An 18,507-nucleotide genomic window follows, 5' to 3' on the forward strand; every position below is an offset into this window, starting at 1 on the left:
CTCGTCGGGCTCATAACCCGAAGGTCGTCGGTTCAAATCCGGCCCCCGCAACCAACACAATGAACACCCTTAAGGGTGTTTTTTTGTTTCTACCGTCCGTAAATACCGCTATAAAAAAAAAGCGCCCGAAGGCGCTATTTTTTTATCCACGTCTGGCCAACGTCGCCCCATCGGCAAAGTAGGCTTTGATCCCCGCCAGAATCGACTCCGCCACTTCCTGCTGGAATTTCGCGGTCTTCAGTTTACGCTCTTCTTCGACGTTACTGATAAAAGCCGTTTCGACCAGAATTGAAGGAATATCCGGCGCCTTCAGTACCGCAAAGCCCGCCTGCTCCACCTGATTTTTATGCAGCTTGTTGATATTGCCCATTTTTTGCAACACCGCTTTACCAAATTTCAGGCTGTCGGCGATGGTCAATGACTGCACCATATCGAACATGGTGTGGTCGACGTAACGATCGCCGCTCTTGCTGACGCCGCCGATTAAGTCCGAGGCATTCTGCGTTTGCGCGAGGTATTTTGCGGCGGTACTGGTAGCGCCCTTGGTCGAGAGCGCGAACACCGAAGAGCCGCTCGGCTGACGGCTGGTAAAGGCATCGGCGTGAATCGAAACGAACAGATCGGCACGCTGCTTCTGCGCCTTGGCGACACGCACCTTCAACGGAATAAACACGTCTTCGTTACGGGTCATATAGACCTTCATATTACCTTCACGCTCAATGAGCGCGCGCAATCGACGGGCAATCTGCAGCACCACGTCTTTCTCACGAGTTCGGTATTTACCAATCGCGCCGGAGTCTTCACCACCGTGGCCGGGATCGAGCATGATAACGATAGGACGATCGCGCCCGGCTTTCCCCGGCTGCGGCCCGCTTTCTGCCGGCGGTACCTGACGTTCCAGATCGCCTTTGTTGTAATCTTCCAGCAGCGCCAGTAGCGGATCCTGCACATCGGTGGCCGTAGAGGGATAAAGATCCATCACCAGACGCTCTTTAAAACCGGCGACCGGCGCCAGCGCAAACAACTGCGGTTTGACGTTTTGTTTCAGTTCAAACACCATCCGCACGGTTTGCGGGTCGAACTGGCCCACGCGCGCGGATTTAATATACGGGTCGTCGTCGCGAATCTGCCCGCCCATCCCTTTCAGAACCGAGTTCAGGTTAACGCCTTCAATATCAACCACCACTCGCTCAGGATTGCTTAACGCAAACTGCCGATATTTCAGTACATGATTGGATTCCACCGTGACGCGGGTGTAAGTCGACGACGGCCAGATACGCACCGCGACTACCTGCGCGGCGGCGGCCAAACCGACCGGACTCACACTCATTAACCACATGGCGCCCGCCCCTTGTAAAAAACGACGGCGGCTTAATCCCGACTTGTATCCCGACATGCCACTCCCAAGCAAAAAAACGTGTTTGAAGCCAAAATGAACAGATTGACCAGAAACTTTAACCAAAGCCGCATAACCTGTCATCTATAAAAGGGTAAACAAACTTTGACACCCAAGGTTTTGTCACAATGTTTTCGCAAATTAGTGACAAATTAGGGGTTGCGCCACGAAGCAAAACAGAATAAAAATACACTTATTACGAATAATCATGCATTGAGGGTTTGTCATGGTGAAGGAGCGTCGCACTGAACTGGTCGAGGGATTCCGCCATTCTGTTCCCTATATAAACGCGCACCGGGGAAAAACGTTTGTCATCATGCTGGGCGGAGAAGCCATCGAGCACGATAACTTTTCCAGCATAGTCAATGACATTGGCTTATTGCACAGCCTCGGTATTCGCCTGGTGGTGGTCTATGGCGCGCGTCCGCAAATTGACGCTAATCTCGCGGAACACCACCACGAGCCGGTTTACCACAAGCAGACCCGCGTCACCGACGCCAAAACCCTTGAGCTGGTTAAGCAGGCCGCCGGTATGCTGCAGTTAGAAATTACCGCCCGCCTGTCGATGAGCCTCGGCAATACGCCCCTGCAGGGGGCGCATATCAACGTGGTGAGCGGCAATTTTATTATTGCTCAACCTCTTGGCGTCGATGATGGCGTCGATTACTGCCACAGCGGCCGTATTCGCCGCATCGATGAAGAAGCCATTCATCGCCAACTGGACAGCGGCGCAATCGTGCTCATGGGCCCGGTCGCGGTATCCGTCACCGGCGAGAGCTTCAACCTCACTTCTGAAGAGATAGCCACCCAACTGGCGGTAAAGCTGAAAGCTGAAAAGATGATCGGCTTCTGCTCGTCGCAGGGGGTCTACGACCAGCACGGCGAGATCGTTTCCGAGCTGTTCCCTAACGAGGCGCAGGCGCGGGTAGAGGAGCTGGAAGCGGAAGAAGATTATAATTCCGGTACCGTACGCTTCCTGCGCGGGGCGGTGAAAGCCTGCCGCAGTGGCGTGCGTCGCTGCCATTTAATTAGCTATCAGGAAGATGGCGCGCTGCTGCAGGAGCTATTCTCACGTGACGGTATCGGTACGCAGATCGTCATGGAAAGCGCCGAGCAGATCCGCCGGGCAACCATTAACGATATCGGCGGCATCCTCGATCTTATCAGCCCGCTGGAGCAGCAAGGCATTCTGGTGCGCCGCTCGCGCGAACAGCTGGAAATGGAGATTGATAAATTCACCATCATCCAGCGCGATAACACCACCATCGCCTGCGCCGCGCTCTATCCATTCCCGGAAGAGAAAATCGGCGAAATGGCCTGCGTAGCGGTGCATCCGGATTACCGTAGTTCGTCACGCGGCGAGGTACTGCTGAGCCGTATCGCCGCCCAGGCGAAGCAGATGGGGCTCAGCAAGCTATTCGTGTTGACCACTCGCAGTATCCACTGGTTCCAGGAACGCGGCTTCACCCCGGTGGATATTGATTTGCTGCCGGAGAGTAAAAAACAGATGTACAACTATCAGCGCCGTTCGAAGGTATTGATGGCAGACCTGGGCTGACGGATAACTCCCCGGATAGCGGCTTGCGCCTTATCCGGGCTACCCGACGACATCGCAACGTAGCGCCAGCAGGGCTCCCCCGGATGGCGGCTGCGCCTTATCCGGGCTTTCCGCCATGCGCGAAAATCTCCGCCAGGCCGCTGCGCCGTTCGGTGCGCGTCACGATGGCTTGCGCCAGTACCTGCTCGTCGGCGTAAAGCGACAGGCGCCGTTTGGCGCGGGTAATCGCGGTATAAACCAGCTCGCGGGTCACCAGCGGTACGCTACGAGAAGGCAAGATCAGCGCCGCATGATCGAACTCCGACCCTTGCGACTTATGCACCGTCATTGCCCAGGCGGTATCATGTTCCGGCAGGCGGCTTGGCTGCACCGATTTAATGCTGCCATCCGGCATTGGGAACCACACGCGAAGTTCGCCGTCCCTTTCCAGCGCAATACCAATATCACCGTTAAACAGCCCCAGCGCGCTATCGTTACGGGAAATCATCACCGGGCGGCCATCGTACCAGCGTGAATGGCGCGGTAGCGTAATCGCCCGCTTACGGTGGAGCATCTGCTCCAGCTGTTCATTCACGCCGCTTACCCCGTAAGGCCCTTCACGCAGCGCGCACAGCAGCTGAAATTCGCCGAAGGCGGCAATCATCTGCTCCGGCGCGGCCTGCTCGCGGCGCAGTTGCAGATAACGACCGTAGCCCTCCTGTGCCGCCATCAGCATCGCTTCATACTCCTCGGTGGTGCTGAGCGGCTGCAGAACGATATCCTCAAACGGCTGGCGTAATGTTGCTTTCACTTCTGCGCGCGCACCGGCATTGACCGCCCGCGCCAGGCTGCCAATACCGGAATGGCTGCCAAAGCGGTAGCTTTTTTGCAACAGGCACAGGCTATCGCGCAACGCCCCGGCCATCTGCCCCTCCCCCGCCGGCACCGTTGCGCCGGTCAAACGCGACAGTTCTTGCGCTCGCGCCGCGGTATAACCGGATGTCGCCCAGGCGCAGATGTCGCCAAGCACCGCCCCGGCTTCCACGGAGGCAAGCTGGTCACGGTCACCGAGAAAAATCACCCGCCCATGTTCCGGCAAAGCATCAATCAGACGCGACATCATCGGTAAGTCGATCATTGAGGCTTCATCGACCACCAGCACATCCAGATGCAGCGGGTTCCCGGCGTGGTAGCGCATGCGTTGGCTGCCGGGCTGCGCCCCCAGCAGGCGATGCAAGGTACTGGCATCGGCGGGAACCAGCGCTTTTTGCTCATCGCTAAGCGGAAGTTTTCTTAACGCCGCCCCAAGGGATTCCGTCAGGCGCGCTGCGGCTTTGCCGGTCGGCGCCGCCAGCCGAATTCGACAGCGCGACGTGTCGTTGATCTGAATCAGCGCCGCCAGCAGCTTCGCGACGGTAGTGGTCTTGCCGGTGCCGGGACCGCCGGAGATCACCGAAATGCGCCGGGTCAGCGCCACCGCCGCAGCGACTTTTTGCCAGTCGATATCGTCGGTCGCAGGAAAGAGTTCATTCAGGGTTGCCGTTAACCGCCCTTCATCAACCTCCAGTACCCGGTTCGTCTCATTAAAAAAGCGGGCGACGGTGAGTTCATTACGCCACATGCGGTTCAGGTACAGCCTGTCGCCACATAAAATCATCGGCGTCGGTTCGTCGCCGCGGCTCACCGCTGACGAAGAAAGCAACAATTGAGGCCAGTCCTGCGGCTCTCCGGCCATCGCCAGCAACTGGTCGCGGATCTCGCCGGCCTTGCCGCTTAGCGCTTCTTCAGCGTTGAGGCGCGACAGCGGCAGGCAGACATGACCTTCTCCGGCATCCCGGCTCAACAGCGCGGCGGCCAGCTTCACTGCCGGAGGGGCATCCTGCGCCACCATCAGCGCAAACTGTACGTCCAGCGGTCGCAGCAAACGCTGCTCGGCGGCGGCCAGCAGCAGTTCATCCATGGTCATGAGTCCACCTCCTGGGCAACACCGGCAAATAGCGCGTCGAGGCCGTCAATCAGCGGCTGCGCCGGGCGGGTGGTGAAGATCCCCTGCCCGCCTTCCTGCCCGTCCATGCCGCGTAAAAAGAGATAAATGACGCCGCCAAAGTGCCGCTCGTAGTGATAATCGGCAATACGGTGACGCAGATAACGGTGCAGCGCCAGGCTATACAGCTGGTACTGCAGATCATAACGATGCAGGCGCATCGCCTGGATCATCGCCTGCTGGGTATAGGCTTCGCGATCTTCGCCCAGCCAGTTAGATTTGTAGTCCAGCAGGTAATAACGACCATCATGACGAAATACCAGATCGATAAACCCTTTCAGCATGCCGCGGACCTGGCGGAAATCGAGCGCCGGGGTATCAGCCGACAGCGGATCATAGCGGCGGATCAGCGCGTCCAGCTGCAGCGGATCCAGCGGTTGTTCAATCGGTAGATAGAAGGCCATTTCCACCTGTTTATCCCGCACGCCCAGCTGATTCAGGGCGATTTCAGCCCCCGGCAGGCGTGTTCGCAGCACGCCGTCCAGCCATTCGCTCAACACCGGCGCCCACTCTTCGCCAAAACCGTGCAACTGTAGTTTTTGCGCCATCCAGTCAACCGGTACCGGCTGACTGAAATCGAGATCCTCAAACAGGCTATGCAGGAAAGTCCCCGGCGACGCGCCGCGTGGGAACTGATGAGGCGTGAGCTGCGGCTCTTCCGCCACCTCGCCAACGCCCGCGGCGTCGATATCGAGACGCGGTAGCAGCTCCTGACCGGCGCTGGAACCATGTTGCTGCAGGCCGGAATAACTGGTCACCCGCCAGTCGTCACTCACCTGGCGTTCAACCGTCCGCGCCGAAAGCGACGGTAGCGCGTTTTCCGGCGCCTGCCACGGTGTCTGGTCCATGGTATCGGGAATACATAGCGCAATATCATCGTGGCATAATGCCTGTAGCCGCGCGGTCAATCCCGCCGCGTCCATCGGCTCGCCGTCCTGCAGCAGACGGCCGAGGGCGCTGTGATGAAAATCGCTGTTGCCAGGTTTATCGCTTCGGCGGGTACTTAACGGCGCAACCCCGAGACTGCAGTGCCACACCGCGCGGGTCAGGGCCACATACAACAGGCGTAAATCCTCCGCCAGACGCTCGGCTTCCGCCAGCTCAAGGCTATTCTCCCCCTCTCCGAGGTCGAGTACCGCAGCAAAGGAATCGCGGTCGTGATAGAACGCCTGATCCTGTTTGCGAAAGCGCGCGATAAAGGGCAGCCAGACCAGCGAATATTCCAGTCCTTTTGATTTGTGGATAGTGACGATTTGCACCAGATGCTTATCGCTCTCCAGACGCATCTGCTGGCTGGAAGCATTGCTGTCCGGCTCGGCGATATGTTGCGTCAGCCAGCGCACCAGCGCGTGCTCGCTCTCCAGCTGATTAGCCGCCTCTTGTAACAATTCGCTGATGTGCAAAATATCGGTCAAACGGCGTTCGCCGCCGTGGGTCGCCAGCAGATTTTCGGCAATATGACGTGCCCCCATCAGCGCGCGCAGCATTGGCATCACGCCGCGCTGGCGCCAGATCTGCCGGTATTCACTGAACTCCTCTACCAGCGCATCCCAGGCACGTTCATCCTGATTGAGGTTTTCGATATCCTGCGCATTAAGGCCAAACATCGACGTCGCCAGCGCGCTGCGTAGCGTGTTTTCACGCTCTGGCGCCAGTACCGCCTGTAGAACCCACAGTAATTCCTGCGCTTCCGGGGTTTCAAAAACGCTGTCGCGGTTTGAGAGATAGACCGACGGGATCGACAAGAGCTGCAGCGCATCGCGAATAAGCGCCGCTTCGAGACGGTTACGCACCAGCACGGTGATATCGGAGGCGCGCACCGGCTCGGCTTTTTCGCCGCGCCACAGCAGCGCGCGCCCCTGCTGGCCGGCGCTGAGCCAGTCGCGGATCTGCGTCGCACACAATTGCGCCATAAAAGACTGATAATCGCCAGAACCGACGGCTTCGCCAGGCATTAACCACATGTTCATCGCCGGGATCGGCTTCTCATCAATGGTAAAGCGCAACGTCTGATTTTTAGCGGCTGGCTTCACCGGCAAGAATGGGATCTCGCGGAACATGAATGGATTATCACTCAGGCCGAACAGACGATTTACGCTCTGTACCATGCCCGGCGCCGAACGCCAGTTGGTATCCAGCGTATAGTGGGCAGCGACATCGCCACGCGCTTTCATATAGGTGAAAATATCGGCGCCTCGGAAGGCGTAAATCGCCTGTTTCGGGTCGCCAATCAGCAGCAGGGCCGTATCCGGCTGGCGACGCCAGATGCGGCGGAAGATACGATACTGTTGCGGATCGGTATCCTGGAACTCATCGATCATCGCCACCGGGAAACGCTGACGAATAGCGCTGGCCAACGCTTCGCCGCTGTCGCCGCGCAGCGCGTCGTCAAGGCGGCTGAGCATGTCGTCAAAGCCCAGTTCGCCTCGACGCCGCTTTTCGCGGGCGACCGCTTCACGGATCTCCACCATCGCCCTGGCGATAACCAGATCGTTTAAGGTAAGCGGTGAGGCGAGCAGCGCCTCTACCGCGCTGAATAACGGATGCAACGGTGGTTCGCCGCCGTCTTTGGTGCGCTCAATGAGGAACGGTTGCGAGAATTTTTCCAGCGCATCAGGCAACTGATAACTCAGCGTTTCTTCCTGCGCCCAGGCGCTGACCTTTTCGATCCACTTGCCCTGGTTGCCGCGGTTGAACTTGCGGCGATCGAGCCCTGAGTTTTCCAGCACGTTTTCAATTTCGCTAACCTGCTCCCGCCACTGCTGCTTCAGCGCATTGATACGTTCCAGGATTTGCTGATGGCGGCTTGCCAGCGTCTCTTCCGCGGGCGGCGGCGATTTTAGCTGCGGCGCTTCGCCCTGCAGCCAGCGGTCGATCGCCTTGAGCAGATCGCGTGGTCCTTTCCACTGTTCATGGATCACCGCGGCGATATCGCGCGGCAGCGGATAACAGTGGCGACGCCAGAAGTCGGCGCAGGCCTGATAACGCAGGCGGGATTCGTCTTCGATCAATTGCTGTTCAAACAGCATGCCGGATTCGAAGGCGTTGAGGCTTAGCATCCGCTGACAGAAGCCGTGGATGGTAAAGACTGCCGCCTCGTCCATCTGCCGCTCCGCCAGCATCAACGTTTGCGCCGCCTGGTTTTTATCGGCGATTTCCGCGAGCAGAGAGGCATACAGAGGATTACTGGAACTCTCACGCAAACAGGCGATCCGCAGTTCATGAATATTGCTGCGGATGCGCCCACGCAGCTCTTCCGTCGCCGCTTCGGTAAAGGTAACCACCAGCAGCTCTTCCACGCTGACCGGCCGGGGGAAAGCAGATTCCCCCCCCAGCCCCAGCAGCAGCCGTAGATATAGCGCGGCGATGGTAAAGGTTTTTCCGGTGCCCGCGGAGGCTTCTATCAGCCGCTCGCCCGTCAGGGGCAAGCGGAGTGGGTCAAGAGACTCAGCGGTTTCGGTCATTCATTCTCTCGCATCAGGGGTAAGGATTTTTGCAATGCGCTGACGCTTTCCCATACCTTACCGCCTTCAGGGGCGGCGTATTCCGTCTTGCCGTTCTGGCTGCCGGAAACCTGGGATAACAGTGCCATGCCTTGCGGATCCACCACCGTCTGATGGAAGAAGTCGGCAAGTTTTTGCGGCGTCAGCAGTTTCATCTGAGCCACTACTTTATCACGTGAATCGAAGCGCATATTACCGCGATCGAAATCTTTGCTCAGCTTTGATGCTTCTTCGCTCAACGTTTGCGGCGCCTGCAGCATCTGGCTAATCGCCGCCTGCTGGATCTGGGCAAACTCTTCCGGCTTCATCGCCCGCAGTTTGGCTTCCGCCGTCGGGAAGAAAGCCTGGAAGCGCTGCCAGAGGAAAGCAGGCTGTTTATCGCTACTCTGTAGCAGGAAGCCCATCCCCCACTGGCGGCCCACATTCATTGAGAAGGCGAATACCGCATAGCCGAGTTGTTCTTCAGTACGTAACTGGTTGTAGAACCAGGGCTGAATAATCTGCCCCAACAGTGAACTGGCGGCCATGCTGCTGTATTCATCGACGTTTGGCGGCGCGAAAACCGCCGCCAGCGCGGAGTCGGTGCTGCTGCCTGCTTTTTCAAACATTGCCAGCTGCTTGCTGTCGATCAGCACGTCTTTGTTGCGACACCACTCGTTACCATCGGCACCAAGCTGTTTTTGGATCTGGCGGGCCAGATCGGTGGACTGCCGGGCGCTCATGTTACCGATGACCAGCAGCTCCGGCCGCCCCCTGGCTTTCAGGTTATCGCGATAGTTAATCACCTCTTTCAGAGTGATGGACGGCAGCAGCGCGCGGCGCGTTTTGCGCTCAAAATAGGGTACCTGCGACAGCATCTGAATCGGCATAATCGCCTGGTCATAGGCTTTGCCTTTGTCCGCCGAATCCATCATCTGGGCATACCAGGACTTCGCCTGCTCAAGCTGCTCTTCGGTCGGCGTATAGCTAAAGTAGCCGTCCAGCAGCGCGGTAAAGAGCTGCGGCAGACGCTGGGTATAGCCGTTGGCGTTAACCATCAGACCGTTGTTGGCGCCGGTCGAGAAGCTGATTCCACCTACCGCGGCCTGGTTGCTGAGCTGGTCAAGCGCAATGCCGGCCAGATAATCATTCAGCGCGAACATCACCTGCCGGCGCGCGCTGTCCATCGCCTGCGGGTTACGCAGCACCAGAGAGACGTCGGCCTTCGGTTCGCTGGCAAAGTACTGGCTGGGGGCATACACCACGCGCAGCGTCGGCTCATCGACGATAAGCTCCGGATGCGGGTAGGCCTTATCGCTCTTAATCAGCGTGAAATCATCCGGAATATACGGGTTCAGCGCCGGCAGCTGCAGCTTGATGGCCGCAGATTTTTGCTGCCAGTCGGCGAAGGTCTGGGGGCTAATTTTATCAACCTGGTAAGGCGCATTGACGAAATAAGCGGTTTTGTTGTGCGGCTCATTCGGGCTGATGTACCAGATACGCGCATTTTGCGGGGTCATCATCGCCAGACGGTCTTTAATCGCCTGGGCATCATAGCGGTCGGCGATATTAACCACGTCCAGTACGTGCTCTACCGGCACGCGAATCATGGTATCGGCCAACCACTCCACATAATCCATATCGCGGTTAATCGACGGATAACGGAAATCGAGCTCCAGCACGTGGGCTAATTCATCAAAGTAGCGCTTATCAATCCCCTGAGTACGCAGCAAATTCAGGTAGCTGAAAATAGCGGCGGTAACTTCATCGCGGTGCGCCAGGCCTTTATCGGTGAGGGTAGCGGAGATCGCCAGCACGCCGCTATTACCGTTGACCGCCGGATCGGAATCCGCGCGAATCCCTTCCGCCAGCCCCTGCTTCTGCAGCCAGTCGGATAAAGTGCCGGGGCTGCGGTTGCCAATCATATAGGTCACCAGCTCATCGGTCTTGCTGCGGAACTGAGCGCTGTTGTTATCGATGCGGAATTCAACGCGCAGCACCTTACGCGGCATCGCCGGCACGTAGTGAATCACAATGCCCTTCTGCGCATCGGTCACGACCGGTACGGTAATCTCCGGCTTGCTGATGTCATGATTAGGCACCCGCCCGTAGGTCGCGGCGGCAATGCTTGCCAACTCAGGCAGCGGCTTATTGCTGTAGATAACTGCCTTCATCAGGTTTGCCGAGTACCAGCGGTCGCGGAAAGCGTGTAGCGCATCAAGCACCGGGCTGCCAGGCTTATCGCTCAGTGTATCGAGGTTACCGCCGGAGAATTGTGAAGCCGGATGCGCAGGGTTGATGGTTTCGGCGCTCACCTGCGCCATGCGCATCCCGTCCCGGGTACGCGCCATAGTCAATTCGGCGTTGACCGCGTTACGTTCGCGTTCGGCATATTTTTTATCCAGCAGCGGCGCGGCAATGGCATCGGCCAGCCGATCGACAGCGCCGTTGAGAGCATCGTTTTCCACTTCAAGGTAGAACGCGGTGCGATACGGCGCCGTGCTGGCATTATGACTGCCGCCGTGCATTTTGAGGAATTCAGCAAGACTGTCAGGCTGCGGGTACTTCTGCGAGCCCATTAAGGTCATATGCTCGAGATAGTGCGCCAGCCCTTGATGGTCGGCCGGATCCTGTAATGAACCCACCGGCACCACCAGCGCCGACAACGATTTTACCGCCTGCGGATCGGATACCAGCAGCACGACCATGCCGTTTTGCAGGCGAATAGCCTGATAGTGACGGGGATCTTTTTCGCTTTTACGGATGGTTTCCTGAATCGGTTGCCATCCGGTGTCTGCCTGACTTAACGGCGCCCAAAGGGCGACCACTACAACAAGAACTTTGAACCATAAACTGCGGGGCATTCACGGACCTCATCATTAACAAACTTCGCGCTGCATAGCGTCAGCGTGGATACCCATCATCAGGCTCGGGCCATCTTCCGGGTATTTAAAACATCAGTCCGTGATTCGCTGCGCATAATAAATGAACAACCTTCTTTTGCGCAATTTTTATACTATTACAATTTTATTCGGACTGATGGAAACGAAATATCGGCAACAGATAACGCTGCGCCTGCGCGATAATTTCTTCATAGTACGCAGGCTCAAGGGTGCGCCACAGGCGCTGGTACCAGATATCGGCACCTTCGCCGCTCACCACCATATTACCTTCGTAGGCCTGAAGGAACTTGCTACGCGCTTTTTGTTGCGTATCGTCATCCATTAACATGATATCCCTTTCCGCGTCGTAACAGGCTTTTAGCCACGCGCCGCCGCTTTCCGGCAACAGCAGTAGCGGTTTTGACATCCCCTGCAGGTAGCCTTCTACCAGCTGATTCAGATACGTCTGCGCCTGCTCAGCCGCCAGCGGCGGGAAACGCCATTCGCCTTCCTTGCGCACGAACAAGCGACTTTCGCCGAGACCGCCGCTAGCACAATAGACAAGATGTTCCAGCCAAAGTTGCACGCCCTGAGAGACGCTCAGCAGCGACGGACGCCAGCGCAATAGCCCATCCGGCTGTACCTGCTGTAGCCAGCCGGTGAGATTGATACCGTTGCACTGTAGGTCAATCTCCATACTTTGCGCGGGTTGACGACTGGCGATAACCCGCTCAGCCAGGTTCTGCATTTCCTGACGCTGCGCCTCCCACGCCAGTTCGCCAAACGCGCCATAAGGTAGCTCACCCGCCGCACGAAAACGACGATACATCGCTGACGCATCCTGTTGTTCAATCAGCGTATTCAGCAACTGTTGGTTCAACTGGTAACGGCTTAGCCCTTCAAGCACGAAAGGCTCATCTTCGGGGATCTCGCTCTCTTCAGAGCGGAAATTCACCCGCAGACGCTGCTGGAAGAAAGCGCGCACTGGATGCTGCCAAAAGCGTAACAGCTGTTCGAACGGCAGCGTGTCGATATCGAGCGGCGCAAGCGGCTGGATAAATTCACTATGCGCCTCTCCCTGCTGGCTGGCGGCGGCCAGCCACTCTCTTGCATAGCTCTGATCTTCATCCGGCAGGTAATTGGCGGCATCAAAAGGCATGCGCGTATGCAGATGGGTAATGTGCTCTTTAACGCGGCGTTCGCTGGCATCGCAGTCCAGCGCTTCATCGCCTTCAAGGCAGTGGCTCTGACCGATATAGTCCGCCAGTTCCTGTACCAGCACCGAAGGATAACGCTCACTATTATCCTGAATAGAGCGGCCGATATAGCTGATGTATAGCTTCTGTTCGGCCGACATCAGCGCTTCCAGGAACAGATAGCGGTCGTCGTCGCGACGGCTACGGTCCCCGCGCTGCGGTTTTTGGCTCATTAAATCGAAACCCAGCGGCGCGAGGGTGCGTGGGTAGACGCCGTCGTTCATCCCCAGCAGGCAGACAACTTTGAAGGGAATAGAACGCATCGGCATCAGGGTGCAGATATTCACCGGCCCGGCCAGGAAACGCTGGCTGATGCGCTGCTGATCGAGGCGCTGCGCCAGCTCATCGCGCAGCAGCGATAGCGGCACGGCAGCCCCGTACTGCGCATCCAGCCCGCCATCGATGATGGCTTGCCATTGCTGTTCAATCAGCGCCAGCGCCGCTTCGGTTTCACTGTCTGGCAGGAAGAAATCCGTGAGCAGATCGCGGCACACCGGCAGCCACTCTGTCAGCGGGCGATCCTGTGCCAGACCGCGGCGCCACAGATTGAGCTGCATCAGCAGCGAAGCGAGATTCCCCACCAGTTCGGCAATCAGCCCGCTGGATTCATCATAGGGCAGCACCGACTGCCACTCGCCCTGGCTGCTGTCCATCGCATATCCCAGCAGCATACGTGTTAAACCGAAACGCCAGGTGTGCTGACCGGTCGCCGGGAGATCCATTTCGCGCACGTTGTCGTCATCCATACCCCAACGTACGCCGGATTCATTGACCCACTGGCGCAGGTAGCGCAGCCCCTCTTCATTGATATTGAAGCGCGCCGCCAGCACCGGCACATCCAGCAGCGCCAGCACATCTTCGCTGGCGAAGCGGCTGTCCGGCAGAGAAAGCAACGTGATAAACGCCTGTAGCGCCGGGTGCGATTCCCGCGCCCGACGGTCGGAAATCGCCCACGGCAGCCAGCGTTCGCCGCGCGCTGCGCCGAATACCGCCTGAATATAGGGACTGTAGCTGTCGATATCGGCGACCATGACGATAATATCGCGCGGCGTCAGCTCCGGGTCTTCTTCCAGCATCGCCAGCAGCCGGTCATGCAGCACTTCCACTTCGCGTTGCGGGCTATGGCAGACGTGGATAGCCAGGCTGCGGTCGTCAGTCGCCAGCGGACGCTTGCTCTTACTGCTGGCGAACTCTTGCGCGGTGCGCCCTGCCACCGCGGCGTTGCGCAGATCCAGAATATCGGCCTGAAGGTTATGCAGCAGGTTATCGGGGGCGATATCGACAAAGGCGTCCAGCTCTTCATAGCGCTCCAGCCCGGCCAGCAGATAGATATAATCGCGCCCGAGCTTGCCCCACGAGGCCAGCAGCGGGTTGCCAACATCCTGCTCGCCATCATCATTAAACAACCCCGGCGCCTGTTCGGTGTCGCGGAACAGCGGCAGCTCGCGCGCCTCGCGGTGGTGGCGGCGCTGGCGCGACATCAGTTTGGCAAGAAACGCCGGATCTTTAATATCGCCCCAGTAGTAGCGACAGGGGTTAGTGAAGAGTACATAGACATCGACGTGCTTGCCCAGCGCCTGCAGGGCCTGCAAATACACCGGCGGCAGCGCGGAGATGCCGCAGATAAAGACCCGCGACGGCAGCCCGGCTGGCGGCTGGTCAGCATTTTCCAGCGCGCTGATAAAGCGCTGGTACAGATTAGCGCGGTGCCACAGCGGTTGCCCAAGCTCCGCGGTGTATTCGACTAACGCTTTCCACAGCGGAGCCTGCCACTGCTGAGCGTCGCCCAGCCCGTCAACCCGTTCATCGGCTTCCCAGCGCATCAGCCACTCCGGGCGATAGACCAGATACTGGTCATACAGATCGGCTACCCGCGCGGCTAGCTGGAATAGCTTACGCTTGTCGCTGTCATCGCTCAGATAGTGGCGCAGCAATGTGAAGGCGTCATCGTCGAGATACTGCGGTAGCAGAGTCATTAGCTTCCAGCTCATGCTCTGTTTACTGAAGGCGCTCTCGCCGGGAATATCGTCTAGCACGCGAACGAACATATCCCAGATAAAGCTGGCCGGCAGCGGAAACTCGATATTCGCCGCAATGCCGAAGCGCTTTGCCAGCGTCATTTGTAGCCATTGCGCCATACCGGTACTTTGCACCAGCACCATTTCCGGCATGAAAGGGTCATCCAGCCGCTGGCGCTCGACGATAAACTCCATCAACGCTTCAAGCACATCCAGACGGTTTGAGTGGTACACCCTTAACATATTCGCTCCTGACTACTGATTTGCCGGACAATGTAGCCGGTTCATCTGCACCCGCTTAGCGGCGGGCATGGTGATCGTTACCGTGATGCTGACACAACTTTGCCTGGATGTCTGCAAGCGGCTTATTTGCCCTTGCGCGGGCTGTGCCGGGGGAACGAGCTGGCTAAAGCGCCACGCCTCCCGCCACTGCTGGCGGAAGGCGTTCAATTGAGCGGCGCCGCTGGCCAGCCCGCGGTGATAACCGCCAAGTGCCGCGATGGTCATGATTAACAGCGCCATCGCTAATAATGACTCCGCCAGGCTAAAACCGCGCTGGCGCGCTACGGCATCAGGCATAACGCACTCTCCATTAACGGGCAAAAATCGCTCCAGCCATGCGCTAAATAGCGCAGCACGCCCTGTTCAACCCATGCTGACTGCCACAGCTGTACTGTGCCGCTGCCGGCGATAAGCAGCGCGCGGCCATCATTAAAAAGCCGCAGGCACGCTCGCCAGCGTTGGCTGTTTTCCTGTTGACACACCACATCGCTCTGCAGCGGCCAGTTCACCCCTTTGCCCCACTGCAGCGCCGACTGCGCGGCGGCCGTATCGCGAATCGCCTGGGTTTCGGCGCTCACCTGCGCCAGCAGAGATCGCTGCTGCTGATTCATCCCCTGCAACAGCAGGCTGCCCAGCGCCAGTAACAGCAGCACCATCAGCAGCGATGAAACTCCGCGCTGGCGTTTCACAGGTTGAACCCCGTCACCCGATATTGCGCCTCGGCGGAAATACGCGAGTCCGATTGCGCCTGCGCCCCCAGGGTAACGATAAGTTCAGGAGAAAACCCGCTTATCACCTGCCGCTCAACGTGAAAGCACGTGACCGTGAGAGCGGCGGGATTGGTCATTTTCTCCCAATTTTTACCGCCGCAGTCAGCGACGCCGCGCCGCGTTTCCAGCGCCCCATCGCGCAGACGAAAACCGGTGGAATCGGCATCGGCCTCCGGCGCCAGTTCCCAAATGCCGTTGCTGTTGCCATCCCAGCGAACGATGACGCACTGCCCGCCGCTGGCAATCACCAGCGCCTGACCATGACATTGACCTGCGCAATATCCGGCGCGCTGCAAATGTTTGGCTAATGCATAGACCCGCTGCCATAGCTCATTTTCCAGCGCCTGCTGCTGCGTTTGGCGAAGAACCTGGCGCTGTAGCGCCGGAAGGAAACGAGCGGCTCCGAGCAGTAATACCGCGCCAATCGCCATGGCAATCAGCGTTTCAATGAGCGAAAAACCACGCGCCGCTACTGGCATAATTCCTCTCCTTCCCGGCACAGGCGTATGCGCCCCCAGTTAGAGACAACAATCCGCCACGCTCCGCCATCGCTTTGCAGCAGGATATGGCCGGCCCAGGCGCTGTTGCGCAGGCCGTAAAAACCAATGCCCGCCGTCAAATGTTGCAGCGTAATCCCCGGCCATAGCGGCTGCAGGGTGAAAGGTGTTTTCGCGTGACAGTCAGCCTCCACGCCGCTTGAGCTCAGACACCAGCCGGCGGGCGATTGTCCGACGCGAATGACGCGCTCGCGGTTGTGCCAGTTGGCGTCATCGCGCAGCAGCACGAGATAATCGCGCACCTGACAGGCGACCTGCCACAGGCGCTGTTGCTGTTGCCAGCGCTGCCAGCCGTACATACCGCTGGCGCTGAGGATGATCACCAGCATCATGGTGACCAGCATTTCAATTAGGGTGTAGCCATGCTGTCTGTTCATGGCGTCGAGTATGCGTTGCTCTGACCATCCATTCGAATGGTAAATCTACGGTTCGCGTCGCGGCTCGGGAAAAAATTCGCCAGTTGCAGGATGTTGAGCGGCGTCAGGAATCAGGCTCGCAAAACTCTGCAAAGGGCATAAAAAAACCGGCGCTGCTGGCGCCGGTTTGTCATCACTACAGAGAGGTTAAATCGCCACTGGCGCTTTAATACCCGGATGCGGGTCATAACCTTCAATTTCGAAGTCTTCAAAACGGTAGTCGAAAATCGACGCCGGTTTGCGCTTAATGACCAGCTTCGGCAGCGGACGCGGTTCGCGGCTCAGCTGCAGGTTGGTCTGCTCCAGGTGATTGCTGTACAGGTGAGTGTCGCCGCCGGTCCAGACAAAATCGCCCACTTGCAGATCGCACTGCTGCGCCACCATATGCACCAGCAGCGCATAGCTGGCGATGTTGAACGGCAGGCCGAGGAACACGTCACAGGAACGCTGATACAGCTGGCAGGAGAGCTTGCCGTCGGCGACGTAGAACTGGAAGAACGCGTGGCACGGCGCCAGCGCCATTTTATCCAGCTCACCGACGTTCCATGCCGACACGATGATACGGCGAGAGTCGGGGTCGTTTTTCAGCTGTTCCATGACCGTGCTGATCTGGTCGATATGGCGACCGTCCGGCGCGGGCCAGGAGCGCCACTGTTTGCCGTAGACCGGCCCCAGATCGCCATTCTCATCCGCCCACTCGTCCCAGATTGTGACGTTATTTTCGTGCAGATAGGCAATGTTGGTGTCGCCCTGCAGGAACCACAGCAGTTCATGGATGATGGAGCGTAAATGACAGCGCTTGGTGGTCACCAGCGGGAAGCCTTCCTGCAGGTTAAAACGCATCTGGTGGCCGAAAATAGAGATGGTGCCAGTGCCGGTGCGGTCATTTTTTGGCGTGCCCTCGGCGAGCACTTTCTGCATCAAATCAAGATACTGTTTCATGGTTCCTCAAGAGTTTTGTTGCTGCGGACGGTGACGATAAGCCCAAACCATCATAATGATACCCGCAAGCACCATCGGGATCGAAAGAATCTGCCCCATACTGATGTACTGCACCCAGCCGCCGGTAAACTGCGCGTCCGGCTGACGGAAGAATTCCACGATAATGCGGAACAGGCCGTAGCCAATCAGGAACAGACCGGAAACGGAACCGGTCGGGCGCGGTTTACGGATAAACAGGTTCAGGATCAGGAACAGCACCACGCCTTCCAGCGCCAGCTCATAAAGCTGCGAGGCGTGACGCGGCAGCGCGCCGTAGGTATCGAATAATGATTGCCATTCCGGGTGCGACGGCAGCAGCGCCAGGTCCTCAGCGCGCGAGCCCGGGAAAATCATCGCGTAATGGAAGTTCGGGTCAACGCGGCCCCACAGTTCACCGTTGATAAAGTTGCCCAGACGCCCGGCGCCGAGGCCAAACGGGATCAGCGGCGCGATGAAATCGGAGACCTGGAAGAAGGTGCGTTTGGTGCGTTTGGCGAAGATAATCATCACCAGAATCACGCCGATCAGGCCGCCGTGGAACGACATGCCGCCATCCCAGACGCGGAACAGATATAGCGGGTCGCTAAGGAAGACCGGCAGGTTGTAGAACATCACATAGCCGATACGGCCGCCGAGGAATACGCCGAGGAACCCCGCGTAGAGCAGGTTTTCCACTTCATTTTTCGTCCAGCCGCTGCCCGGACGATTGGCCCGACGGGTGGCCAGCCACATCGCAAAGACGAAACCAACCAGGTACATTAAGCCGTACCAGTGGAGAGAGACCGGTCCAATGGAAAATATTACCGGATCGAACTCCGGAAAATGCAGGTAGCCACTATTCATCTGTCACCATAAAGACTTGTTATTCCGCCGAAAGTGGACAGCG

The 18,507-nt window shown here is 58.2% G+C and carries 12 protein-coding genes; 1 reads left to right on the top strand and 11 read right to left on the bottom strand.

Annotated features, from left to right (window positions below; all coding sequences use genetic code 11):
- Positions 1 to 142 precede the first annotated feature (142 nt).
- On the bottom strand, positions 143 to 1,396 hold the full coding sequence (gene amiC / locus ABLU78_RS14080) for an N-acetylmuramoyl-L-alanine amidase AmiC (protein WP_020078045.1): 1,254 nt from the start codon (positions 1,394 to 1,396) through the stop codon (positions 143 to 145).
- Between the two features lie 226 nt (positions 1,397 to 1,622).
- Between amiC and argA the strand changes: the two genes are divergently transcribed.
- Positions 1,623 to 2,954 carry an amino-acid N-acetyltransferase gene (gene argA / locus ABLU78_RS14085; protein ID WP_015369939.1) on the top strand — a complete coding sequence of 444 codons (1,332 nt, stop codon included), beginning with the start codon at positions 1,623 to 1,625 and terminating at the stop codon, positions 2,952 to 2,954.
- Between the two features lie 97 nt (positions 2,955 to 3,051).
- Here argA and recD read toward each other — a convergent pair whose 3' ends face one another.
- The 10 genes from recD to lgt form a co-directional block, all read right to left on the bottom strand.
- On the bottom strand, positions 3,052 to 4,899 hold the full coding sequence (recD, locus tag ABLU78_RS14090; RefSeq protein WP_032712437.1) for an exodeoxyribonuclease V subunit alpha: 1,848 nt from the start codon (positions 4,897 to 4,899) through the stop codon (positions 3,052 to 3,054).
- Positions 4,896 to 8,441, bottom strand: coding sequence for an exodeoxyribonuclease V subunit beta (gene recB, locus ABLU78_RS14095; RefSeq protein WP_015703321.1), 3,546 nt, complete (start codon positions 8,439 to 8,441; stop codon positions 4,896 to 4,898). Before recB ends, recD begins: the two co-directional genes overlap by 4 nt.
- The gene (gene ptrA / locus ABLU78_RS14100; RefSeq protein ID WP_048229390.1) at positions 8,438 to 11,323 is read right to left on the bottom strand and encodes a pitrilysin; all 2,886 of its coding nucleotides are present in this window, start codon (positions 11,321 to 11,323) and stop codon (positions 8,438 to 8,440) included. Before ptrA ends, recB begins: the two co-directional genes overlap by 4 nt.
- A 163-nt stretch (positions 11,324 to 11,486) precedes the next feature.
- Complete coding sequence (recC, locus tag ABLU78_RS14105; RefSeq protein ID WP_047045622.1) at positions 11,487 to 14,858, bottom strand: exodeoxyribonuclease V subunit gamma; 3,372 nt, start codon at positions 14,856 to 14,858, stop codon at positions 11,487 to 11,489.
- A 12-nt stretch (positions 14,859 to 14,870) separates the two neighbouring features.
- A complete protein-coding gene (locus ABLU78_RS14110) occupies positions 14,871 to 15,194 on the bottom strand; it encodes a prepilin-type N-terminal cleavage/methylation domain-containing protein (RefSeq protein WP_045414422.1) in 324 nt (107 codons plus the stop codon).
- The gene (locus tag ABLU78_RS14115; RefSeq protein WP_042897652.1) at positions 15,179 to 15,586 is read right to left on the bottom strand and encodes a DUF2509 family protein; all 408 of its coding nucleotides are present in this window, start codon (positions 15,584 to 15,586) and stop codon (positions 15,179 to 15,181) included. Before ABLU78_RS14115 ends, ABLU78_RS14110 begins: the two co-directional genes overlap by 16 nt.
- Positions 15,583 to 16,146: a prepilin peptidase-dependent protein gene (locus ABLU78_RS14120; protein ID WP_045363484.1), complete on the bottom strand. Its 564-nt coding sequence runs from the start codon at positions 16,144 to 16,146 to the stop codon at positions 15,583 to 15,585. The genes ABLU78_RS14115 and ABLU78_RS14120 overlap by 4 nt, the downstream gene beginning before the upstream one ends.
- Positions 16,137 to 16,601: a prepilin peptidase-dependent protein gene (locus ABLU78_RS14125; RefSeq protein ID WP_048229393.1), complete on the bottom strand. Its 465-nt coding sequence runs from the start codon at positions 16,599 to 16,601 to the stop codon at positions 16,137 to 16,139. Before ABLU78_RS14125 ends, ABLU78_RS14120 begins: the two co-directional genes overlap by 10 nt.
- Before the next feature lie 186 nt (positions 16,602 to 16,787).
- Entirely contained in the window at positions 16,788 to 17,582 is a 795-nt protein-coding gene (gene thyA / locus ABLU78_RS14130; RefSeq protein WP_015369929.1) for a thymidylate synthase, read from the bottom strand.
- 6 nt (positions 17,583 to 17,588) lie between these two features.
- Entirely contained in the window at positions 17,589 to 18,464 is an 876-nt protein-coding gene (gene lgt, locus ABLU78_RS14135; protein ID WP_015369928.1) for a prolipoprotein diacylglyceryl transferase, read from the bottom strand.
- Positions 18,465 to 18,507 lie beyond the last annotated feature (43 nt).

It is taken from the genome of Klebsiella sp. JN_Kp122 (genome assembly GCF_040062085.1).
In the GTDB taxonomy this organism is placed as follows: Bacteria; Pseudomonadota; Gammaproteobacteria; order Enterobacterales; family Enterobacteriaceae; genus Klebsiella; species Klebsiella aerogenes.